A 22,045-nucleotide genomic window follows, 5' to 3' on the forward strand; every position below is an offset into this window, starting at 1 on the left:
ACAATGAATAATAAAAGGATTAGACGCAGACTAATCGCTGGCATAGTCATGGGGGCATCATTACTCGCACCACAACTTGCTTGGTCTGAACAATATGCGGCTAACTTTAAGGGCACTGATATTCAAGAGTTCATCAACATTGTTGGTAAGAACTTGAATCGCACTATTATTGTCGATCCTACCGTTCGCGGCAAAATTAATGTTCGAAGTTATGACCTTTTAGATGACGACCAATACTATCAATTTTTCCTCAATGTACTTCAAGTCTACGGTTACGCTGTTGTCGAAATGGATAACAACATCATTAAGGTCATCAAGGATAAAGATGCTAAAACAGCGTCGATTCGAGTTGCTGATGATAATGCGCCTGGAATGGGTGACGAGATGGTCACTCGTATCGTTGCGCTTTATAACACCGAAGCTAAGCAGTTAGCGCCATTGCTACGTCAGTTAAATGACAATGCCGGTGGCGGTAACGTCGTGAACTACGATCCATCAAACGTATTGATGATCTCGGGCCGTGCTGCCGTGGTCAATAAGTTAGTTGAAATTGTGCGCCGCGTTGATAAACAGGGCGACACCGCTGTTGAAGTGGTCAAACTTGAATTTGCTTCAGCGGGTGAAATTGTCCGTATCGTCGATACTCTTTATCGTTCAACGGCTAATCAAGCCAAAATGCCAGGCCAAGCGCCTAAAGTTGTGGCTGATGAACGTACCAACGGCGTTCTGGTCAGTGGTGACGAGAAGAGCCGCCAGCGTGTTGTTAAGTTAATTAGACAATTAGATGCTGAGCAAGCGAGCACGGGCAATACTAAGGTACGTTATTTACATTACGCCAAAGCTGAGGATTTAGTTGAAGTGTTAACCGGTTTCGCTGAACAACTGGTGGACGACAAAGGTGGCGCAGCTCAAGGTACTAAGAAGCGCCGTAACGAAATCAATATTATGGCGCATAACGATACCAATGCGTTGGTTATTAGCGCTGAACCAGATCAAATGCGCACGATTGAAAGCGTGATTAATCAGTTAGATATTCGTCGTGCACAGGTGCTGGTTGAAGCCATTATTGTTGAAGTTGGCGAAGGTGATGATGTTGGTTTCGGCGTGCAGTGGGCAACGGCTGCAGGTGGTGGAACACAGTTTAACAACTTAGGCCCGACTATTGGCGAAGTTGGCGCCGGTGTTTGGCAAGCACAACCAGAGAAAGCATCGCAAACATGTACTGGTTCTGGTGATAACTTAACCTGTACGGACAACCCTGATACTCGTGGTGATATCACCTTACTAGCGCAAGCACTAGGCAAAGTGAATGGTATGGCTTGGGGTGTGGCAATGGGTGATTTTGGCGCGCTTATTCAAGCGGTATCAAGCGATACTAAATCAAACGTACTCGCAACGCCTTCTATTACCACATTGGATAACCAAGAAGCCTCATTCATTGTGGGCGATGAAGTACCGATTCTTACTGGTAGTCAGAATTCAAGTAATGGTAACAGTAACCCATTTCAAACCGTTGAACGTAAAGAGGTTGGCGTTAAGCTAAAAGTGCTTCCTCAGGTCAACGAAGGTAACGCGGTTAAGCTAACCATTGAGCAGGAAGTCTCTGGTATTAATGGTAAAACCGGTGTCGATATTACTTTTGCCACTCGCCGTTTAACCACGACTGTCATGGCAGATTCAGGCCAGATAGTGGTGCTGGGTGGTTTAATTAAAGAAGAAGTGCAGGAGTCGGTGCAGAAAGTCCCTTTCTTGGGCGATCTTCCGATTATTGGTTATCTGTTTAAGTCATCTTCTAGCGGCAAGAAAAAGACCAATTTAATGGTGTTTATTAAGCCGACGATTATTCGAGATGGCATTACCATGCAAGGTATCGCAGGTCGCAAGTACAACTATTTCCGAGCACTGCAACTTGAGCAACAAGAACGTGGTGTTAACTTGATGCCAGATACTAATGTGCCAATTCTGGAAGAATGGAATCAAGAGGCATATCTGCCCGCAGAAGTGAACGAAGTGCTGAACCGCTATAAAGAGGGTAAAGGGCTAGATACTAAGATGCGCCAAACAGATGCCGCTTTAAAGAGTATTTCTGAGAATAAAAATACTGACGCAGAAAAAGCGCAAGCGGCTGAAGATGCAGCTGAGGCCGCAAAGGCAGAAGCCGCAACTGATATTGATAAAGATTCAGCTGATGAGTGATAATAAGATCCAAGGAGATGATGAACTAGCACAAGTATCGAATGAGCTTGGGCTAGTGTCTGAAGCAGAAGCTGACGAAGTCTTCCACTCGACGAGCAAAGAGCGGTTACCCTTTGCATTTGCGCATCGATTCAACGCTGCATTAGATAAAGATGAACATGGCATTTTATCGCTTTACCATACCAGCGGCACCCCGTTATCGGCGCTGCTGGAGGCTCGTCGTTATAGTGGCAAGTCGTTACCACTGGTCAAGCTAGAGGATATAGCGTTTGAAACACGCTTAACCCAAGCGTATCAAGCCAACTCATCAGAAGCGCAGCAAATGATGGAAGATATTGGTAACGAGATGGACTTGTTTACCATCGCAGAAGAGCTACCTCAAACAGAGGATTTGCTTGAGGGTGACGATGATGCGCCAATCATTAAACTGATCAACGCGCTCTTGTCTGAAGCGATTAAAGAAGAAGCATCCGATATTCATATCGAAACCTATGAAAAGCAACTTGTTGTGCGTTTCCGCGTTGACGGTATCTTAAAAGAAGTCCTAAAGCCTAACCGCAAACTATCGTCACTGTTAGTGTCACGTATTAAAGTAATGGCGCGATTAGATATTGCAGAAAAACGCGTCCCGCAAGATGGTCGTATTTCATTGCGTATCGCTGGTCGAGCCGTTGATGTACGTGTATCGACTATGCCATCAAGCCATGGCGAACGTGTGGTACTGCGTCTACTCGATAAAAATGCTGGCAATTTAGATCTGGTCCAGCTGGGAATGACAGAAGCTGTCCGTGTCAAATTCGATGAGTTAATCCGCAGGCCCCACGGTATTATCTTGGTCACTGGGCCCACAGGTTCTGGTAAAAGTACCACCTTGTATGCCGGCTTAACCGAACTCAATTCAGTTGATACCAATATTCTAACCGTCGAAGATCCTATCGAGTATGAGTTAGAGGGTATTGGTCAAACGCAAGTAAACACCAAGGTTGATATGACTTTTGCTCGTGGTCTGCGCGCTATTTTGCGTCAAGATCCTGATGTGGTCATGATTGGTGAAATTCGAGATCTTGAAACGGCGCAAATTGCTGTACAAGCTTCGTTAACCGGCCACATGGTGCTATCAACACTGCATACGAATACTGCATCTGGTTCTATTACGCGTTTACAAGATATGGGTGTTGAACCCTTCCTTGTTTCGTCGAGTTTGTTGGGCGTACTCGCACAGCGATTGATCAGAACCTTATGTAAGCACTGTAAGGAAGAGCATGTACCTGACGAGCGTGAAAGAGAGCTACTGGGTATTGCATTTGATGACCCACGTTCAATCTACCGTGCTAAAGGCTGTCAGATCTGTGGCCATAATGGCTACCGTGGTCGTACCGGTATCCATGAGCTGCTCATTGTCGATGATCATGTGCGTGAATTGATCCATACCGGTCGCGGAGAGCTAGCGATAGAGAAACATATTCGCAAAACCGTGCCGAGTATTCGTCATGACGGTATGAGTAAAGTGCTTGCAGGGAAAACCACCCTTGAAGAAGTGCTGCGTGTCACTCGCGAGGAATAATCAGTGCCAGCATTTGAATACAAAGCATTAGATAAAGCCGGCAAGCAACAAAAAGGTGTTGTTGAAGCAGACACCGCAAGGCATGCCCGAGGCCAGCTCAGAGAGCTGCGTTTAATGCCGCTGGAAATAACTCCAGTGGTAGAAAAAGAGAGTAAAACCAAATCCGCAGGTGTGAGCTTTTTTCAGCGCGGAATATCGGTGTCGGAACTGGCGTTGATCACTCGCCAGATTGCAACGTTAGTCGCGGCGGGCTTACCGATTGAAGAGGCCCTTAAAGCCGTCGGTCAACAATGCGAAAAAGATCGCCTCGCCAGTATGATTATGGCGGTTCGTTCACGTGTTGTTGAAGGTTATAGCTTAGCCGACTCGATGGCGGAGTTCCCCCACATTTTTGACGAACTCTATCGCGCTATGGTGGCATCAGGTGAAAAGTCTGGTCATTTAGAAGTGGTATTGAATCGTCTTGCAGACTATACCGAGCGTCGCCAGCAACTGAAAAGCAAAATGACTCAAGCGATGATCTATCCTGTCGTCCTAACGTGTGTTGCAGTGGGTGTGATTGCTATTTTGCTTGCAGCCGTAGTGCCAGAGGTGGTTGGTCAGTTTGAGCACATGGGCCAAGCATTACCTTGGACTACCGAGTTACTCATCAGCTCTTCTGATTTTATTCGAGACTATGGACTGGTTGTTCTTGGGCTGCTTATCGGACTGTTTGTGTTATTGAAGCGCTTACTCGTGGTACCAGCCAATAGAATGAAATACGATACGCTGTTATTGCGTGTGCCTGTGGTCAGTAAGGTCAGTAAAAGTTTAAACACCGCTCGTTTTGCTCGTACTTTGAGCATCCTCGCTGCGAGTTCGGTGCCATTGCTTGATGCTATGCGCATTGCGAGTGATGTATTGATTAATGTAAGAGTTAAAGCTGCCGTTGAAGAGGCCACATCGCGTGTGCGCGAGGGCACAAGTTTGGGTGCTGCTTTAGCAAATACTAAACTTTTTCCGCCAATGATGCTCTATATGATTAGCTCTGGTGAAAAAAGTGGTCAACTCGAGCAGATGTTGGAGCGAGCTGCGGATAACCAAGATCGGGAGTTTGAGTCAAATGTCACGATTGCACTGGGTGTGTTTGAACCTATGTTGGTTGTGAGCATGGCCGCCGTGGTGTTATTTATTGTGTTAGCGATTCTTCAGCCTATTTTAGCGCTGAATAATCTGATCAGTGGTTAACGAATAGTTTCGATGTTGGCATTGCCATATAGCGAGATATTTAAGTCATTCAGTTAAAGGAAGTTTTTAATGCAAACTCGTAGTAAACAAAAAGGTTTTACGCTTTTAGAAGTGATGGTCGTTATTGTTATTTTAGGTATTTTAGCCTCAATGGTTGTGCCTAACTTAATGGGTAATAAAGATAAAGCTGACCAACAAAAAGCGGTTTCAGACATTGTTGCGCTAGAAAATGCATTAGATATGTATCGGTTAGACAATAGTATCTATCCAACGACAGAGCAGGGCTTAGAAGCATTAGTGCAGAAGCCAACGATGTCGCCAGAGCCACGTAACTACCGCGAAGATGGTTATGTTAAGCGTTTACCACAAGATCCATGGCGCAATGATTACCTGCTTTTAAGCCCAGGTGAAAATGGTAAGTTAGATATTTTCAGTGTCGGGCCTGATGGCCAGGCGGGTACAGAAGATGATATCGGTAACTGGAACCTGCAGAACTTACAATAAGATGACATTGTCACGAATTGTTCGAGCACGCCAAGCGGGCTTCACCTTAATGGAGGTGTTGCTCGTGGTGTTACTGATGGGATTAGCCGCTTCGGCTGTTACCTTAAGTATGGGCGGCGCAAGCCAAGAGAAAGCGCTCGAACGTCTGGCTGTGCAATTTATGATGTCAGCTGAGATGGTGTTAGATGAAACGGTACTTAGTGGTCAATTCATTGGTATTGTTGTCGAAAAAGACAGTTATGAATATGTCTATTACGACTACGACGACGGTAAATGGAAGCCCTTAGAACAAGACAGGCTGTTATCTGCAAGGCAGATGGAACCTGGATTTGAGTTGCACCTTGTGCTAGATGGTTTGCCGCTAGTGCAAGAAGATGAAGAACAAGACAGTTGGTTCGATGAGCCTTTAATTGAACCATCGGCGGACGACAAAAAGAAATATCCGGAACCGCAAATCCTGCTATTCCCGAGTGGTGAAATGAGTGCATTTGAACTGTCTTTCGTCACCAGAAATGAAATGAATAAAGAGATTGAAGTGGTTGTGTTCGGCGACGTGCTGGGTAGATTAAAATTGGACCATGAAGATGATATCTAGTTATTTTCCTGCGTTTTCAAGCGCGAGCAACAGCGTGAGTGCTTATGTTTATTAAGCAACGCGGTATGACCTTACTTGAAGTGATTGTGGCGCTAGCGGTTTTTTCTATTGCCGCGGTATCGATTACCAAAAGCTTAGGCGAGCAGATGGCTAATATGCCGATATTGGAAGAGCGCACCATGGCACAGTGGGTCGCGCATAACCAAATGGTTGAAGCCCGCTTAGAGTCTAAGTTTCCTGATATTGGTCGTAAAGATGGCCAAGAGCAGTTAGCGAGTAAAGATTGGTATTGGCGCAAAGAGGTTGTTAAGACAACGGATGATAATTTTAGAATGATACGAATAACCATCAGCGACGATGAGCGCTTTGGTCGTGTCATTGCCGAGGTGAGCAGTTATGTCCTCAAGTCTGACTAAATCTAATCGTGGCTTTACGCTGCTTGAGATGTTGATCGCTATTTCGATTTTTGCTTTGTTAGGGCTGGCAGCCAATACGGTACTGCACACAGTGCTACAAAACGACACGGTTACGCGTGAGTTCGCTGGCAAGTTAAAAGCGATGCAACAAGGCTTTGGGATCATTGAGCGCGATCTAAACCAAATGGTGGCTCGCACGCCTAGGCTGCTTGACGGCGGTCGCGGTACTACGGTATTTCAAACTGGTGACAACATGCTCGACTCAGAATCTGAGTCGCTAGTATTTTTCCGTTTAGGTTGGTTAAACCCTGACGGGCTATTACCTCGAGGTAGCCTGCAGTCGGTAGCCTACGTAGTGATAGAGGGACAGTTACAGCGTTGGTATTACCCCTATCCAGAGCCTGAAATTGGTGCTGAACCGATAAAAACGGTGATAATGGAAAAGGTTATTTCTGTTGAGTATGCTTTCTTTAGCGACGATAAATGGGAACGAAAAACCGACGCCACCAAATTACCCAAGGCGATAGCCATGGAAATTGAATTTGAAGATTTGGGCAAAGTTCAGCGTAAGTTTCTATTGCCGTTAGGGGCCCCCGCGGGCAGTAACTCGAGCAATGATAACGGCGGCAATAATAGTAATAACAACAATAACAACAATAACGACGAAGACGAAGACGAAGACGAAGACGAAGACGAAGATGACACGGGTAATGGTTCGGGCAATAACGGTAAAGGAACTTAACGATGCGGACTAAGCAGCGTGGAGTCGCCCTCATTGTCGTGTTATTGATTGTAGCAATAGTGGCAATAGTGGCGACCAAGATCACCTCTAGAAACCAGATATCTGTTAGACGCACCATTAATTTGGCGCAATACGATCAAGCTTTTTGGTATGCCATCTCGGCTGAAGAGATCGCGAAGAAGGTCTTAAAACAAGATTTAGAAGACTCTGATACTGTGCATATGCAACAGTACTGGGCGCAAGCCGATGTGATTTTTCCAGCAGAGAATGGGGAGATCGCCGGTAAAATAAGTGATATGCAGTCATGCTTTAACCTGAATGCATTATCACAGACGACTAAGACAGTAGAAAATGGTCAACCAAAATTACCTTTGCCCGCGGTGCAATTTAAAGGCTTACTAGTGGCACTGGGTATGGATGACTTTGCGGCCGAGCGCTTAGCGCAAACCTTAAAAGATTATATCGATGAGGATACGACTGCAGGACCTTACGGTGCAGAAGATGCAGACTATGAGGCGCGTAATGTCCCTTATCGTGCTGCTAATACCTTGCTGAGCCATAAGAGTGAACTGCGTGCGGTGATGGGGTTTACCCAAGATATCTATCTGAAAATAGCGCCGTATGTCTGTGCAGTACCGGGCAATAGCACTATGGTGTTAAATGTTAATACGGTCCCTGTTGAGCAAGCGGCACTGATTGCTGGCATGCTCGATAATAAAATTTCGGTGGGTGAAGCGGAAAGCATCATTAACCAACGCCCTGGTGATGGCTACGAAAAAATAGACGAGTTTTGGGAAAACTCCTCTATCGCTAGTCTAGCCAGTGATGCACAACTTAAATCAAGTTTTGGGGTGACCAGTAGCTATTTCCTACTGCAAGCGGGAGCCAAGGTTGATAACGCCGTCTTTAGGCTTGAAAGTGTGCTCAAAGGCGATAGCAAAACGCTAGAAGTGTTATCCCGGCAGTTTGGCGGACAAAAATAACAACAGTCCTTTAATGAGTTAAAGAGACTCGTGGAGACAGATCAGTGAGTGAAAGATTATTCATCCGTTTAGGGCAATCATTTGAGCAACCATGTTCGTGGCTCGTTTGGTCTGAACAGGAGCAAGAAATTATAGGTTCTGGTGAACTGAGTGATGCCAGTGCGCTATCAACTCTGACTGAAAGAGCGGGTAACCGTGCGGTAGACGTTTTAGTCCCGGCCTCTAGCATTACATTGACTGCAGTGGACCTGCCAGAAAAGGGTCAGCGCCAAGCGATTAAAGCGCTACCTTTTATGCTGGAAGAAAATTTAGCTCAAGATGTTGATGAGCTTCATTTTGTCGTAGGCCCACGCCAAGGTGACGCACTCAGCATTGCTGTCGTGGCACACGAACAGATGCAAAATTGGATTGAATGGCTAGCTGAAGCTGGGCTAAAAGCCAAGTGTATCGTCCCTGATTGTTTGGCACTGCCGCTGGCTGAGTGTGACTGGGCAGCCATTACTTTTGGGCAAGATATACTGCTTAGAACAGGTGAAAGCAGTGGTGTTAGCCTTAATAAAGACTGGTTAGATGTGGCTTTACCACAATTGTTAGCTGATAGCGTAAACACCACCACTGTCGCAGGCTATACCGAATTAACGTTGACGGGTGTTGATATTAAAGAGCAGCCACTCGACCTCCCGATGCTGGTATTGGCTCGGGGCATACTGAATGCACCAATGAATTTACTGTCAGGTGTTTATCAGCCTAAACGCGAATATGGCAAGCATTTGAGTTTATGGCGCAATACCGCCGTTGTATTTGCCGTGGTTGTGGTGTTGGCTCTGGTAAACAAAGGGCTCAACATTCATCAGATGAATGCCAAAGCTGATGCCGTAAAGTTACAAAGTGAACAGATTTATAAGCAAGTGGTTCCGGGCAGTTCTCGAGTCGTTAATTTACGGGCTCAAATGGAAAGCTATGTTCGCAAGATGCAGGGCGGCGGCAGTGGTAGTGAATTTTTTGCGATGCTAGAAGGTACAAAAGTCGCCTTTGCTCAAGTCACGGACTTAAAACCCACCTCATTGCGCTTTGACAGTAGTCGTAGCGAGATCCGCATGCAGGTTAAGGCCAAGAGCTACGATCAGATTGAAAAGTTTAAAGAGATAATCTCTCGCTCATATAAGCTCGATGGTGGCGCAATGAATAGCGGTGAATCAGAAGTCACTAGCACCTTAACCATCAGGAGCAAATAAGATGGATAACATTAAAGTATGGTGGGCTGGACTGGTTCTGCGTGAAAAGCAGATGGTCAGTGTTTGTGGTGTCGTGTTATTGATTGGTATTTTGTATTGGGGTATTTGGACTCCGATAGCTAACGCTGAAAATGATGCGCAGCTCAATCTTGAAGGGCAACTTAGTACGCTAAATTATGTAAAGAAGACCGCTAACCGTATCGCCGGCTTGAAACAGACAAGCCAAGGTAGTGCTTTTAAAGGCAGCTTAAGTGCAGCAGTTAACCAAACCGCAGGTAGTTTTGGTTTGACCATTACACGTATGCAGCCGCAAGGGAATAAAATCCAAGTATGGATGGATGAAGTTCCGTTCGAAACCTTGCTTAGCTACCTTTATGAGTTGGTTCAAAATCAAGGCTTGTCGTTAGAGAGCCTCGATTTGGCAGAATCTGATACGCCTGGTTTTGTAAATGTTCGCCGAATTCAGTTATCCAAGTAGGATGTTGTTGTGAAATTAGTTAAAAAAATAGCGCTCGGTTTTTTCATCTATTTGGTGTTCCTGCTGGTTTTGTTTCCTGCAAGTATGGCCGTTAAATTGGCCCCTATCCCAGCCAATATCGTTCTCAATGGTGTGTCGGGTACTATTTGGTCTGGCAGGATTGATATGCTTAGCGTGCAAAAACGTCAAGTTGAACAGGTGCAATGGGATTTAAGTATTGCTTCATTATTAACCGGAACGGTTAAGGCTGATATAAGTATCGGTACGCGCAGCAGTGCAGTTAATGGTAAAGGCGTTGTGGCTTATTCATTTGGCGGACTCGATGTCAGTGGTTTGCGTTTTGACGCACCAAGTGACTTCTTGCTTGGCAAGACTCGTTTACCGTTTAAGACCAAAATCAATGGTGATATTAGTGCGTTAGTGAATACCTTTGAGCAGGGATTACCTTGGTGTGAGCAGCTAGTCGGTAAGCTATTTTTAAATAAGGTACAAGTCACCAATCAGTTTGGTAATTACCCACTCGGTGACATTGCTTTAGGCTTAAGTTGTCTCGATGGTAACGTGCAATTAGCCACTGATGAAAAGCTAAACGGATTGGGTTTAGATGGCACCATCGTATTGGCGGACAATAAGATGATGCAGGTAAATGCCAAAATTCGTGAAGTGAATACTCAACCGGATGATTTGAAAAAAGCGCTGGGCTTTTTAGGTAAAAAAGACAGCCAAGGCTATTACCCTATTACTTATCAAGGCCGGTTGCCGATCTAGGCATTATTAACTGTTATTAAAAAAGGGCACTTTATAGTGCCCTTTTTAGATCGACAAGCTCGCTTTAAATCAGGCTGTCGCTGGCGAGTAATTCGTCTAGCAGGTGACGATAATCTGCTATCGCAGGAAAATCGTTAAAGGGTTTAACTGGCTTCTGACTATCGGGGTTGGCGACACCTAATTGATAGCCCACCCCTGCCAGTTTCGCGGCTGCTAGAATCGCTTCGTTATCATCAATGAATAAGCAGCGAGCTGGGTCTAAGTTAAAGTGCTGAAAAAGTTGCTGCCAGAATAACGGATGCTCTTTTGGGTAACCGGTTTCATGGCTAGAGATCATCTCATCGAGCCCAAGTGCTAAGTCTGTATGCTGCAGTTTTAGGGCTAAGCCTTTCGGGTGGGCATTTGTCACCAGGATGCGGCGCTTATCTGCTTGCTTTAACGCATATAAAAACGGCAAGCTGTCTTGGCGTAGCTGGATCTTATCCACGAGCGTTTTATGCAAGGTCATTATATCTAACCCCATCTGCCGTTCCCAATAGTCTAAGCAGTACCAATCGAGGGTCCCCTCTACATTCTGGTAACTCTGCTCAACCCACTCCATTGCTGTTTTCTCTGTGATATTGCGTTGTTCACTGAGCGCTTTGGGGATCAAATTTAGCCAAAAATGGTTATCGAAATGAAGGTCGAGCAGGGTGCCATCCATATCGAGTAGAACGGTATCAATTTCACGCCATGGGAACATAGTTTGCTGATCCTAAAAATTCAGGTTGTGGAATGAGGATAGAATAGTAAGATTGTAACTGATTTCGCTAATTTATCTGCATCAACACTGGGATGTGTATGACTAAAAAGAATGTTAAACCGGAAATATTGCATGCTGAAGTGGTCGCCAAGAGTCGATTATTTCAAATTGAACAAGTGCATTTAAGGTTTTCGAATCAAGTCGAACGCCAATATGAGCGGATGAAAGGCAATAACCGTGGCGCGGTAATGGTTGTGCCCGTACTTGATCAAAAGCAGCTACTGTTAGGTCGAGAGTACGCGGCGGGCACGCACAGTTACGAGCTCGGTTTTCCGAAAGGATTGATTGATCCGGGTGAGAACGCTGCAGAGGCTGCCAACCGAGAGTTACAGGAAGAGATTGGTTTTGGATCAAAAAAACTGACTCATTTGATGGAATTAAGCTTAGCACCAGGATATTTTGCGAGTAAAATGCAGATATTTCTGGCTGAAGAGCTTTACCAGAGTAAGCTGGAAGGGGATGAACCTGAGCCGATAGAGTTGGTCAAGTGGCCACTTGACCAATGGCTGAGTTTATTACAAGAGCAGGATTTTTCAGAGTCACGTAGTGTAAGTGCTTTATTTTTAGCGCAAAAGCATCTACAACTTAAGTAGTTCAACAAACATATTCGGGTAGTGAGGCTGTTGGAGTCGTTATGAAGCCAGAGAGTTACATCGATCAAGTCATTGAAATCGCCACCGTGGCGGGTAAGAGAATCCGCGATATTTACCAAAAAGGTGATTATGATCGCGAGATAAAGTCAGATAACACCCCTGTTACCTCGGCTGATATCGCAGCGCATAATATTATTACCAAAGCGTTGAATGAGTTAACCCCCGATATTCCAGTATTATCGGAAGAAGCTGCTGATATCCCTTTCGCACAGCGCAGTGACTGGCAACGGTATTGGTTAGTTGACCCGCTTGATGGTACTGGCGAGTTTATCGCAGGTAGTGGGGACTTCTCGGTCATCATCGCATTGGTCGAGCATAACCGTCCTATCGTGGGTGTTGTTTATGTGCCTATGACTGAGGTGTGTTATTACGCGATTGCTGGATTAGGCGCTTATAAGCGTGTTAAAGGTAATGATCTACGCATCAGTAGTCGTCAGATTGGCAAAGATGATAATAGTCCATTGCGATTGGCGGTCAGTCGGCGTCAAGATCCACAGTCGGTGATTAAGCTGTTTAATCAGAATAAGCACTGTGAACTCGTCGTTCTCGGTGGAGCGGCATTGAAAAGCTGTTTAGTGGCAGAAGGTCGCGCCGATAGCTATGTGCGCATAGGCCCCACTGGTGAATGGGACACTGGCGCCGCGCAGATTATTGTTGAAGAGGCTGGCGGGCAGATTATGGACCTTGCACTGCAACCGCTGAGCTATAACGAGCGAGAAAGTTTAGAGAATCCAAATTTCATTGTCGTTGGTTCGCCGAATTTAGCCTGGGACGAGATCCTTACCGCTGAAAGTTAAGTGTTCAGCAGATTAAAGCCATCACAGTGTGATGGCTTTTTTATTGGACTTATTTTGTCATTGTCGTGTAGTTGTAAGTCTCGTCAGTCATTTCAAAAGGAAAATCATGCTATTTAGTCGCCGCTTTTTGCCCTATTTCATGACGCAATGCCTAGGGGCATTAAATGACAATGTCTTTAAAAATGTGTTGTTACTGATGGTGAGTTACTCGCAAGTCGAGGCTTTACCTATAGATGTTCATCTATTTGTTAACCTTGCCGCAGGTCTGTTCATTCTGCCTTTTTTACTCTTTTCTGCGCATGCGGGCCAAATTGCCGATAGTGTTGATAAAGCGATACTTATTCGTCGCCTTAAGGCCCTTGAATTTTTGATTATGTCGGCGGCAGTGTTCGCAATCATTTCCCATAGCTATGTTGTTATGCTGCTATTACTGTTTTTAATGGGAACGCAATCGGCATACTTTGGTCCTGTTAAATACTCATTATTACCACGCGTCTTGAAAGAGAATGAACTGGTATCGGGCAACGCTTGGGTTGAAATGGGAACGTTTTTAGCCATATTAATCGGCACATTATCCGCAGGGCTGATTGTTGCGAGTGAGCACGCAACATACTGGGCAGCTGGCAGTGTATTTATACTGTCGATGATCGGTATGCTTGCCAGTTGGATGATCCCTAATATCCCGACACTCAATAGCATAAAACCCAAATTTTCGATTGTCTCAGCTACTGTCGTGAGTATTATAAAGGCCAGAAAAACGCCGGATATCTGGTTAGCCATCTTGGCGATTAGTTGGTTTTGGTTTGTGGGTGCAACCTACTTAACCCAGATCCCCAACTTTGCGAGGATCACGCTTAATGCCGATCCGACTGTGGTTTCCTTGCTACTGTTACTATTTTCAGTGGGGATCGGTGTGGGGTCTTTTGTGTGTGAGCGCTTGTCATTCAAACAGGTTGAGTTAGGTGTGGCTCCCATCGGCCTTATTTTACTCGGCTACTTTGGTATTGATCTGACGATGGCGTTACCAGTGGTGTTAGCGTCAGATCCCGTGTTTGATATCAGTGCCTTTGTCGCTGATGCTAGTCACTATCGTTTGATGTTTGATCTCTCAATGATAGGGGTGGGTGGTGGCTTGTTTATCGTGCCGTTATATACCTTTATTCAGTCTCGTGCTGATGAAAGTGAGTGTGCACAAGCTATCGCCAGTAATAACATCATTAATGCGCTCTTTATGGTGGCATCGGCTATTTTCGCCATATCGATATTAAATGGATTGCAGTGGCAGATAGAACAGCTATTTTTACTGCTCGCTTGTGGCAATGTATTAGTGCTTTTACTGTTATTAGGACGCTGGCCTGAATTGGTGGTGAGCACATTGAGTTATGGGATGCGTCGAGTATTGAATCGCGTGAAAGTGGTCAATAAAGTCGAATTTGAACCATTGTTGCAGGACTACACCGCGCCGTTGGTCATCGAGTTATCCTCGATAAATTGGCGAGCATTACTGGTCATTGACGGTCTGTTTAATCGACCCGTGTATTTTATTACGGACCCGTTAGAGGTGAGTCAAAAAGGCTTAGTGGGGTATATAGTTAACCAGCGGCGGTGGGATGACTCAGCCTCCACTAACTCGGTATTGGTCTGTCTTGCGGGAGCCAACACCCAGCACTCAACAGCTCATGCCAACAGGCTCAAGTGCAGTATCGAGCATCAGCAAACGGATGGACTAAGAGGGCTGGTAGAGGTGAGTTTTTCGAAGCGATAAATCGATTACTTGCAGAGGATGCAAGATAATCGATTGACGCTATGTTGATGATTAGATCGCATCTAACCATTGATGGACTTCGGCGTGGGTACCTTTAAACAAAATCCGCTCAGCCTTCTTATCTATTTGATATTTGTACATAGGGTCGTAGTATATGCTAAGAAGCAGTTCAATCCATTCTAAATGGGCTTGGGTATCACCGCGACTCCGTTGAATATTTAGCGCGTTAGTGATAATCGCTTGGAACTCATCATGTTGTTTGCCACCAAGGCGTTTCTGTATGCCAGTGATACTCGCAGCAAGATACTCAGCAAAGGCAGTAAAGCCAGCTTCTTCACCTAAACGTTCAATATATCCGCTATGCATTTTGTGCACATACTCGTTGAGCAAGCGTGTCAGTCTGGCTTCTAATGGCTCCTCTAGCACAACGACATTTGCTGCTTGCATCCCGTTATAGAAAGGTTTCGGTAATGCAGAGCGGCCAATGAGAAAACTTTCATCTTCAAGTAGCAAGTGTTTGGCGTCGCTGTCTTGATGTTTTAGGAGTGCCACAGCGAGTGCGTTTTCAAAGTTAATCTGCGTTGGTTGAGGTTCATGGTAACGGCCAAAGCTTGAACCACGATGATGCGCAATACCTTCTAGATCGACCGCATCATTGCGGGCTAATAAAAAGTCAGTCTTACCGCTGCCGGTGATCCCACTTAGGATTAACATTGGCTTTTGGCTCGGTGCGTTATCGATAGTTTCAATCAAAAATTGACGCATCGCTTTGTAGCCCCCTTCAATAAAGGGGACGTCAATGCCAGCCTCTTTTAACCATTGCTGGGTTAATTGAGAGCGCAACCCGCCACGAAAGCAGTACAGATAAGCATTAGGATTTTCGCTGAAAAAACGCAGCCAAGTATCAACTCTTTGCTGTTTAATCTCTCCGCCCACAAGTGAGTGCCCAAGTGCTATAGCCGCTTCTTGGCCTTTCGCCTTGTAACAGGTGCCGACAAGCTTGCGCTCTTCATCTTCCATTAACGGATGATTAGTGCTGCCAAGAAAGGCACCTTTGTCAAATTCAACAGGTGCTCGCACATCCATTATAGGGTGATCACTGACGAGTATTCGTCTGTACTCAGTTGCGCTCACAATGTTGAGTGGCATTAGATAAGCTCCACTGTGGTCGCAGCTTTCTCGACGAGTTGGCCGATACAGATAGGTGCTACGCCGTTATCGGTAAGCAATTTTTGTAGCGTCGCTTCACCGTCAGCCGAAACAGAGATCAGTAAACCACCACTTGTTTGGGGATCGCAGATAATTGCTTTTTGCTCGTCCGTTAATGGAGGTAAGTGCTCAGCATAACTGTCGAAGTTTCTGTGAGTGCCTCCAGGAATGCAGCCCATTTCTAAATAGTGCCGTGCATTGGGGAGCAAGGGTAACAAGCTAATATCAATTTTCGCCCCCAGTTCTGCACCATGGCACATCTCCAAAAGATGTCCTGCTAAGCCAAATCCAGTGACATCTGTCAGTGCATTTACCTGTGGGATCTTTGCGATATCAGGGCCCAAGACGTTGAGTTGGCACATTGCCTCTGCTGCAGTATTGAGATCAGCATCAGCGAGCTTTTTCTGTTTTTGCGCAGTGGTTAAAATACCGATACCGAGTGGTTTAGTCAGATAAAGTTTGTCACCAACTTTTGCTGTACTGTTCTGTTTTAGCTCTTCAAGCGGAATTTGTCCGGTTACGGCCAAACCAAAAATAGGCTCAGGCGAATCAATACTGTGGCCACCGGCAAGCATGATGCCCGCATCTGCACAGGCTTGTCTGCCACCATCAACCACTTGTTGCGCCACTTCTGCGGGTAATTTATTCACTGGCCAGCCCAGAATAGCTATCGCCATCATAGGGGTACCGCCCATTGCATAGATATCGCTTATTGCATTGGTCGCGGCAATGCGTCCGAATGTAAATGGGTCATCAACAATCGGCATAAAGAAGTCGGTGGTGCTGATAATACCAGTGGTATCGTTCAGTTTGTAAACCGCGGCATCATCTCGCGTTTGGTTGCCCACAAGCAACTTAGGGTCGTGAAATACTGGCAGCTGAGTTGCGAGTATAGTGCCAAGCACTTTCGGAGAAATTTTGCAGCCGCAACCAGCGCCGTGGCTGTATTCGGTAAGTTTGATTTGTTGATCTGACATGAGCTTAAAACGCCCTAAAAGAAGCTAATTAGCCGATCATCATAGACCCATCACCTTATGACTTCAATGAAGTCATGAGGTAAGTTGATGCTTAAGCGCTATCTTACTGACAAGACCGCAATGTAGATAAAAAAAAGCCACTCTATTGAGTGGCGTTAATTACGTTAGCTGAAACTGGCCGTCAGACTGTGCCAACTTTTCTGCTGTTGCTTGAATCGAAGTTTTAACTCTTTGACTCGCGTCATAAGGTCTCTATCTGCAAGTTGTTTACGTTTGGCTTCGAGTAATATTTTTTTAGCGTCGTAATATTCAACTAAATGTGCTTTCAATGTTTCATATTCAGCTTGTAGCTTTTCGACTATTTCGTCGCTATTGGGTAGATGAGCCACTTTATTTTGAGTGCGTTTTAACTGCATCTGTAAGCGAGCGCTCTCAATACGCTCTTGTGGCACCACACGGCGACTATGAGTCAGACCCACTAGGGCTAAACCGTCAATTAACCACTTGGTCGGGTCATACTGCCACCAGTGAATACCGTTGCGATAGTCGTTCTCAAAAATATGATGGTAGTTATGGTAACCCTCGCCGTAGGTTAATAAGGCGATGAAACCGTTATCACGCGCGGTATTTTTATCGGTATACGGCTGTGAACCCCAAATATGGGCAAGCGAATTGATAAAGAAAGTGCAGTGATGCACAACCACTAAGCGCAGCAGGCCTGCAAGTAGCAACATGCCGAGGATGTCGCCATTTAACCAACCGAGCAAAATGGGTAGGCCAAAATTCATAATAATCAGTAAGGGTAGGTAGTATTTATGCTGCCACATCACAATTTTATCATTCTGTAGGTCACGCACATTCTTGTAATCGTGGTAACGCTGAGATTGATATTCTCGTAGCATCCAGCCGATATGGCTATACCAAAATCCCATTTTAGCGGAATAAGGGTCTTTGTCGTTGTTATCGACATGCTTGTGGTGAACTCGATGATCTGATGACCAATGCAGCGCACTGTTTTGTAGCGCTAAAGCTCCACCAAGAGCATATAGGAAGCGCACTGAAGCATGTGCTTTGTAAGTGCGATGAGACCAGAGTCTATGGTAGCCACCAGTGATCGACAGGCCACTAGCAAAGGCCAGTACGACAAAGGCAACCCATTCAATGGCTTCAAAGACATGGGCAATACCGTACCAAGGAACGAATAACACAGCGGAGGCAAATGTGATGGTAAATAGACTCACATTCATCCAAAGAATAGGAGGTTTTTTCATTATTTTTAATAATCTCTAGTTGAGCGTACAGCTGTACGCTAATTTAACTTGGATAAGAACTTGGGTCAAGTTTGTTGATGCTGCGTTTTGTGTAAAAAAGCGTTATTATTCGAAATATAATTTTTGTGAGTAGGTGCAACATGGGCATAAGAGCACAACAAAAAGAGAAGACGCGTCGGGCGCTGGTCGATGCAGCGTTTAATCAGTTGAGCGCTGAACGTAGCTTTTCTAGCCTAAGTTTGCGCGAAGTTGCGCGTGAGGCCAATATTGCTCCAACCTCATTCTATCGTCATTTCAAAGATATGAATGAACTGGGCTTGACCATGGTAGATGAAGGTGGACTGACACTACGACAAATGATGCGTAAAGGGCGTCAACGTGCAGAGGCAGGTGGGAGTGTCATTCGAATCTCAGTTGAAACTTTCATGGAAGTGATGGAGTCGAATCCAAACGTGTTCCGTATTCTATTGCACGAACGATCTGGCACCTCAGCTCCCTTTAGAGCAGCAGTAGCACGTGAAATAGAGCATTTTATCTCTGAACTTGCACATTACACGGAAGCTACAGCTCATAGGTCACCAGATTTAGCTCATGCACAGGCAGAAGCTTTGGTTACCTTGGTGTTTAATGCCGGCGCCGCAGCATTGGATATGAAACGTACTGATCGTAAGGTACTCGCTGACCGCTTAGTGATTCAACTGCATATGATTGCTAAAGGTGCAGATGCTTTACAAAGTAAAAGAGATCATAAGTAGCTAACTTATACCAATCGGATTAAATATCGGGCCATTCTTTATGGCTAAAATGCGTTTTACGACGCGGTGAGCTTTATCAATAGAACAACTGGTGATTGCAATTCACGCCAGTATAAGCCCATTTATTCAGGCTAATAACGAGCTCACTTATTTAATTATATTGGCATAAATAACAAAACGGCATCCTTTTGGATGCCGTTTTTGTTTAATAAAGGGTGAGGTTACTTTTTCTCAAGAAAAACACCAGACTCCATATGGTCGGTGTAAGGGAACTGATCAAATAACGCAAATCGAGTGATCTTATGCGTTTTACTTAACTCTTTGAGATTGTCTAATAGTGTATTGGGATTACATGAGATGTAAATGATACGCTCATAGCCTTGGACTAATTTAACCGTGTTGTCATCGAGCCCGGCACGAGGTGGGTCAACGAAAATGGTATTACAGTTGTAGCCGTCGAGATCGATACCTTCTAAACGTCGATAGCTGCGCTTTTTAGCCATTGCATCGGTAAAGTCTTCAGCAGACATGCGAATGATCTGCAAATTATCTACTTTGTTAATTTTAATATTATATTGAGCTGACTCAACCGATGGTTTAGCTAATTCTGTTGCTAATACTCGTTCAAAATTTTGTGCTAGCGCGATAGAAAAGTTGCCGTTGCCGCAATAAAGCTCGAGTAGATCACCGGTACTGTTCTTAGTAACATCAATTGCCCATTCAAGCATTTTGACTGACACTTTGCCGTTCGGTTGCGTAAAGCTGTTTTCAATTTGATGATATTGCAGCTGTTCGCCAGCCACGTTAAGTGATTCGATGACGAAGTCTTTATCAAAGATAAGCTTTTGCTTGCGAGCACGGCCAATTAAGTTGACGTTAAACTGGCTACTCAGTGTTTGCTTTAAAATTTTAGCTTGCTCTTCCCATTCGCTATCGAGCTGCTTGTGATACAGCAGTGATACTAGAATCTCACCACTTAACGTCGATAGAAAGTCAATTTGGAACAAGCGATGACGCAAAATAGTGTTTGGCTTTAATAGTGCAACCAAAGCAGGCATCATTTTATTAATAAGTTCACTTGCTGGGAGGAACTGATCGCAACGTACTTTACTATCAAGTGCTTTATCGAACATATAGTAGTAGAGGTCTTCACCTTCATGCCACATTCTAAATTCAGCACGCATGCGATAATGGGCAGGCTCAGAACCAAACGATTCAAGCTCTGGAGTATCAAAATCGGTAAATAGCTGCTTTAGCTTGACGCGCTTTGCTTCGAGTTGCACATCATAGGTTGAAGGGTCCATTGCTGCTAAATTCATATTTTGATCACCGTGAGCATTAAATTAGGGGCGGAATATTATACTAGATAGCTGGGATGTCCAGTTTCCCTTCCCTATTAGACCTAGCTTGTGGGAAAATTTTAACGCAAAATAGTCAATTCTGCTGGGAGTTACCGTAACCACGCAGCGGTATGAACGTATTTACATAAATAGTGGAGCACGCATTTGTCTGGACCTATTCTCATTTTTGACTCAGGAATTGGTGGCTTATCGATTCTGGATGAGATCAGAACACTGATACCTGACAAGGACTGTTGCTACTTATTTGATAATGCGCGTCTACCTTATGGCGAGTTAGCAGAGTCCCCACTGATCATCGGCTGCGTTTCACTTATCTGCGAACATGCTAAGCGAATTAATGCCGCTATAGTGGTGGTTGCATGTAACTCAGCCAGCACCCTAGTGCTTCCTATACTAAGAAAGCGGTTATCGATTCCGATTGTTGGCGTGGTACCAGCAATTAAACCCGCAGCAAAAATATCAATACAGCGACATATTGGGCTGCTTGCTACTCCAGGTACGATTAAACGGCCTTATACAAAGGAGCTAATTGAGGCATTTGCTGAAGATTGTCAAGTCGAGCTATTTGGTTCGTCTGAACTGGTGATGTTGGCTGAAGCAAAACTAGCAGGAATCGCTATCGATATGGCCAAGCTTACTTTGCTGCTCACCCCTATCCGAGAATCGGCACTCGACACCTTAGTGCTAGGTTGTACCCACTTTCCTATACTGGCAGCTGAGATACGGCAAGTACTAGGCAATCACATCACTTTGCTTGATTCGGGTAAGGCGGTAGCGGATCGGGTAGCTTATTTACTGGGAGATAATACGGCGGTTATATCAGATGACAAAAGGTGTGTAAATTACAGTGCAGTGTATACGACGGATGATATTGCAGTAGGGTTGAGAGAAAGGTTAGTTGAAGAGGGGTTCACTAAAATAGAACCACACTCCTCAACACACCTTAGCTAGGCTATGCCTGGCTTTCTGCTTTATCAGCATCTGAATCTTGAGACTTAGCCTCACGAACCTTCAATGTTCTTTCTTGAAAATCGTATTCGTTTAACTTAGACATTGCTTTCTTTGCGCCAGCTTCAGACATCTCGATAAAGCCGAAGCCTTTACGGCGACCTGTTTTACGATCGCGTACTAAGCGGACTGAATTGACCGGACCATACTCACCAAATAAAGCTTTCACTTCACCTTCATGAACACGGTATGGCAGGTTACCTACATATAAGGTCATAGTAGGACCAGTGTAAGGTTCGTTACTGGCAACAGCAGACGTTCCTGATTTAGATTGAATAGAAAAGATAACGCTTGCGATGATAGCGCCAGTAAAGAAAGCAATGGAAGCGTTTAGATCTGGAGCGATCTGAAAAATAGCTAATGCACCAATAATGGCAACGGCTAAAACGATAAAGAATGACTTCTGCATATATATAATCTCTGAAGTGTAAATGAATGGATCGATAACTAACTGTTAATAACTTGCTTATGGTAATGAATTATTAGCCAATACACTAGTGTGTTGCTGAAAAAATGAACTTTATCTACATTCTCTTCCTTTATAGGCAGATTTATTGTCGTAAAAAGCGCGATAAATGCGCACAAATAGACATCTTGGTGAAAAGTTAGGCAAGCGAACATTTTCTTGTAAAAAAGCACTTGCGCTTGCTGAGGAATTCCCTATAATTCGCACCCACTGACACGGCACAGCAGGCCAACTACTTAGGTAGTACGGGACTTGCAGCGGTGTTAGAGAGTT

The 22,045-nt window shown here is 44.9% G+C and carries 22 protein-coding genes; 16 read left to right on the forward strand and 6 right to left on the reverse strand.

Annotation, left to right across the window (positions count from 1 at the left end):
* The first annotated feature begins 3 nt into the window (after positions 1-3).
* From gspD to L2729_RS15845, 11 genes are all read left to right on the forward strand, one after another.
* Positions 4-2,196 carry a type II secretion system secretin GspD gene (gene gspD, locus L2729_RS15795; protein WP_248989126.1) on the forward strand — a complete coding sequence of 731 codons (2,193 nt, stop codon included), beginning with the start codon at positions 4-6 and terminating at the stop codon, positions 2,194-2,196.
* On the forward strand, positions 2,189-3,760 hold the full coding sequence (gene gspE, locus L2729_RS15800) for a type II secretion system ATPase GspE (RefSeq protein WP_248989127.1): 1,572 nt from the start codon (positions 2,189-2,191) through the stop codon (positions 3,758-3,760). The genes gspD and gspE overlap by 8 nt, the downstream gene beginning before the upstream one ends.
* A 3-nt stretch (positions 3,761-3,763) precedes the next feature.
* Positions 3,764-4,987, forward strand: coding sequence for a type II secretion system inner membrane protein GspF (gspF, locus tag L2729_RS15805; protein WP_248989128.1), 1,224 nt, complete (start codon positions 3,764-3,766; stop codon positions 4,985-4,987).
* A gap of 69 nt (positions 4,988-5,056) precedes the next feature.
* Positions 5,057-5,491: a type II secretion system major pseudopilin GspG gene (gene gspG / locus L2729_RS15810; protein ID WP_248989129.1), complete on the forward strand. Its 435-nt coding sequence runs from the start codon at positions 5,057-5,059 to the stop codon at positions 5,489-5,491.
* Positions 5,454-6,086 carry a type II secretion system minor pseudopilin GspH gene (gene gspH / locus L2729_RS15815; RefSeq protein ID WP_248989130.1) on the forward strand — a complete coding sequence of 211 codons (633 nt, stop codon included), beginning with the start codon at positions 5,454-5,456 and terminating at the stop codon, positions 6,084-6,086. Before gspG ends, gspH begins: the two co-directional genes overlap by 38 nt.
* Before the next feature lie 44 nt (positions 6,087-6,130).
* A complete protein-coding gene (gene gspI / locus L2729_RS15820; protein WP_248989131.1) occupies positions 6,131-6,502 on the forward strand; it encodes a type II secretion system minor pseudopilin GspI in 372 nt (123 codons plus the stop codon).
* Positions 6,483-7,244: a type II secretion system minor pseudopilin GspJ gene (gspJ, locus tag L2729_RS15825; RefSeq protein ID WP_248989132.1), complete on the forward strand. Its 762-nt coding sequence runs from the start codon at positions 6,483-6,485 to the stop codon at positions 7,242-7,244. The genes gspI and gspJ overlap by 20 nt, the downstream gene beginning before the upstream one ends.
* 2 nt (positions 7,245-7,246) lie before the next feature.
* Complete coding sequence (gene gspK, locus L2729_RS15830) at positions 7,247-8,227, forward strand: type II secretion system minor pseudopilin GspK (protein ID WP_248989133.1); 981 nt, start codon at positions 7,247-7,249, stop codon at positions 8,225-8,227.
* 44 nt (positions 8,228-8,271) lie between these two features.
* Positions 8,272-9,462: a type II secretion system protein GspL gene (gene gspL / locus L2729_RS15835; RefSeq protein WP_248989134.1), complete on the forward strand. Its 1,191-nt coding sequence runs from the start codon at positions 8,272-8,274 to the stop codon at positions 9,460-9,462.
* 1 nt (position 9,463) lies between these two features.
* On the forward strand, positions 9,464-9,940 hold the full coding sequence (locus L2729_RS15840) for a type II secretion system protein M (protein ID WP_248989135.1): 477 nt from the start codon (positions 9,464-9,466) through the stop codon (positions 9,938-9,940).
* 9 nt (positions 9,941-9,949) lie between these two features.
* On the forward strand, positions 9,950-10,708 hold the full coding sequence (locus tag L2729_RS15845; RefSeq protein WP_248989136.1) for a type II secretion system protein N: 759 nt from the start codon (positions 9,950-9,952) through the stop codon (positions 10,706-10,708).
* 64 nt (positions 10,709-10,772) lie between these two features.
* Here L2729_RS15845 and yrfG read toward each other — a convergent pair whose 3' ends face one another.
* A complete protein-coding gene (gene yrfG / locus L2729_RS15850; RefSeq protein WP_248989137.1) occupies positions 10,773-11,450 on the reverse strand; it encodes a GMP/IMP nucleotidase in 678 nt (225 codons plus the stop codon).
* Positions 11,451-11,548: 98 nt separating this feature from the next.
* On the opposite strand from yrfG, the gene nudE reads away from it, so the two are divergent.
* The 3 genes from nudE to L2729_RS15865 all read left to right on the forward strand — a co-directional run bounded on the left by nudE (position 11,549) and on the right by L2729_RS15865 (position 14,725).
* A complete protein-coding gene (gene nudE, locus L2729_RS15855) occupies positions 11,549-12,103 on the forward strand; it encodes an ADP compounds hydrolase NudE (RefSeq protein WP_248989138.1) in 555 nt (184 codons plus the stop codon).
* A 41-nt stretch (positions 12,104-12,144) separates the two neighbouring features.
* Positions 12,145-12,960 (forward strand): 3'(2'),5'-bisphosphate nucleotidase CysQ, encoded by an 816-nt coding sequence (cysQ, locus tag L2729_RS15860; RefSeq protein WP_102039015.1) that lies wholly within the window; start codon positions 12,145-12,147, stop codon positions 12,958-12,960.
* 106 nt (positions 12,961-13,066) lie between these two features.
* Positions 13,067-14,725, forward strand: a complete 1,659-nt coding sequence (locus tag L2729_RS15865) for an MFS transporter (protein ID WP_248989139.1) — start codon at positions 13,067-13,069, stop codon at positions 14,723-14,725.
* Between the two features lie 51 nt (positions 14,726-14,776).
* Here L2729_RS15865 and mnmH read toward each other — a convergent pair whose 3' ends face one another.
* The 3 genes from mnmH to L2729_RS15880 form a co-directional block, all read right to left on the reverse strand.
* Positions 14,777-15,874 (reverse strand): tRNA 2-selenouridine(34) synthase MnmH, encoded by a 1,098-nt coding sequence (gene mnmH, locus L2729_RS15870; RefSeq protein ID WP_248989140.1) that lies wholly within the window; start codon positions 15,872-15,874, stop codon positions 14,777-14,779.
* Positions 15,874-16,911 (reverse strand): selenide, water dikinase SelD, encoded by a 1,038-nt coding sequence (gene selD / locus L2729_RS15875; RefSeq protein WP_248989141.1) that lies wholly within the window; start codon positions 16,909-16,911, stop codon positions 15,874-15,876. The genes mnmH and selD overlap by 1 nt, the downstream gene beginning before the upstream one ends.
* Before the next feature lie 164 nt (positions 16,912-17,075).
* Positions 17,076-18,182 (reverse strand): acyl-CoA desaturase, encoded by a 1,107-nt coding sequence (locus tag L2729_RS15880; protein ID WP_248989142.1) that lies wholly within the window; start codon positions 18,180-18,182, stop codon positions 17,076-17,078.
* Between the two features lie 140 nt (positions 18,183-18,322).
* Between L2729_RS15880 and fabR the strand changes: the two genes are divergently transcribed.
* On the forward strand, positions 18,323-18,937 hold the full coding sequence (gene fabR, locus L2729_RS15885) for an HTH-type transcriptional repressor FabR (RefSeq protein ID WP_101091913.1): 615 nt from the start codon (positions 18,323-18,325) through the stop codon (positions 18,935-18,937).
* Between the two features lie 221 nt (positions 18,938-19,158).
* On the opposite strand, the gene trmA is transcribed toward fabR, so the two are convergent.
* Positions 19,159-20,256 (reverse strand): tRNA (uridine(54)-C5)-methyltransferase TrmA, encoded by a 1,098-nt coding sequence (gene trmA / locus L2729_RS15890; RefSeq protein ID WP_248989143.1) that lies wholly within the window; start codon positions 20,254-20,256, stop codon positions 19,159-19,161.
* A 186-nt stretch (positions 20,257-20,442) separates the two neighbouring features.
* On the opposite strand from trmA, the gene murI reads away from it, so the two are divergent.
* Positions 20,443-21,249 carry a glutamate racemase gene (murI, locus tag L2729_RS15895; RefSeq protein WP_248989144.1) on the forward strand — a complete coding sequence of 269 codons (807 nt, stop codon included), beginning with the start codon at positions 20,443-20,445 and terminating at the stop codon, positions 21,247-21,249.
* A 1-nt stretch (position 21,250) separates the two neighbouring features.
* Here murI and L2729_RS15900 read toward each other — a convergent pair whose 3' ends face one another.
* Entirely contained in the window at positions 21,251-21,715 is a 465-nt protein-coding gene (locus L2729_RS15900; RefSeq protein WP_248989145.1) for an RNA recognition motif domain-containing protein, read from the reverse strand.
* Positions 21,716-22,045: the final 330 nt, after the last annotated feature.

Source organism: Shewanella gelidimarina (assembly GCF_023283945.1).
Lineage (GTDB): Bacteria > Pseudomonadota > Gammaproteobacteria > Enterobacterales > Shewanellaceae > Shewanella > Shewanella gelidimarina.

Excerpts from the sequence above, each read along its gene's own strand:
- gspD (WP_248989126.1), top strand. The coding sequence starts at position 4 with ATGAATAATAAAAGGATTAGACGCAGACTAATCGCTGGCATAGTCATG.
- gspE (WP_248989127.1), top strand. The coding sequence starts at position 2,189 with ATGAGTGATAATAAGATCCAAGGAGATGATGAACTAGCACAAGTATCG.
- gspG (WP_248989129.1), top strand. The coding sequence starts at position 5,057 with ATGCAAACTCGTAGTAAACAAAAAGGTTTTACGCTTTTAGAAGTGATG.
- gspH (WP_248989130.1), top strand. The coding sequence starts at position 5,454 with ATGATATCGGTAACTGGAACCTGCAGAACTTACAATAAGATGACATTG.
- gspI (WP_248989131.1), top strand. The coding sequence starts at position 6,131 with ATGTTTATTAAGCAACGCGGTATGACCTTACTTGAAGTGATTGTGGCG.
- gspJ (WP_248989132.1), top strand. The coding sequence starts at position 6,483 with ATGTCCTCAAGTCTGACTAAATCTAATCGTGGCTTTACGCTGCTTGAG.
- gspK (WP_248989133.1), top strand. The coding sequence starts at position 7,247 with ATGCGGACTAAGCAGCGTGGAGTCGCCCTCATTGTCGTGTTATTGATT.
- L2729_RS15840 (WP_248989135.1), top strand. The coding sequence starts at position 9,464 with ATGGATAACATTAAAGTATGGTGGGCTGGACTGGTTCTGCGTGAAAAG.
- yrfG (WP_248989137.1), bottom strand. The coding sequence starts at position 11,450 with ATGTTCCCATGGCGTGAAATTGATACCGTTCTACTCGATATGGATGGC.
- nudE (WP_248989138.1), top strand. The coding sequence starts at position 11,549 with ATGACTAAAAAGAATGTTAAACCGGAAATATTGCATGCTGAAGTGGTC.
- cysQ (WP_102039015.1), top strand. The coding sequence starts at position 12,145 with ATGAAGCCAGAGAGTTACATCGATCAAGTCATTGAAATCGCCACCGTG.
- L2729_RS15865 (WP_248989139.1), top strand. The coding sequence starts at position 13,067 with ATGCTATTTAGTCGCCGCTTTTTGCCCTATTTCATGACGCAATGCCTA.
- mnmH (WP_248989140.1), bottom strand. The coding sequence starts at position 15,874 with ATGCCACTCAACATTGTGAGCGCAACTGAGTACAGACGAATACTCGTC.
- selD (WP_248989141.1), bottom strand. The coding sequence starts at position 16,911 with ATGTCAGATCAACAAATCAAACTTACCGAATACAGCCACGGCGCTGGT.
- L2729_RS15880 (WP_248989142.1), bottom strand. The coding sequence starts at position 18,182 with ATGAAAAAACCTCCTATTCTTTGGATGAATGTGAGTCTATTTACCATC.
- fabR (WP_101091913.1), top strand. The coding sequence starts at position 18,323 with ATGGGCATAAGAGCACAACAAAAAGAGAAGACGCGTCGGGCGCTGGTC.
- trmA (WP_248989143.1), bottom strand. The coding sequence starts at position 20,256 with ATGAATTTAGCAGCAATGGACCCTTCAACCTATGATGTGCAACTCGAA.
- L2729_RS15900 (WP_248989145.1), bottom strand. The coding sequence starts at position 21,715 with ATGCAGAAGTCATTCTTTATCGTTTTAGCCGTTGCCATTATTGGTGCA.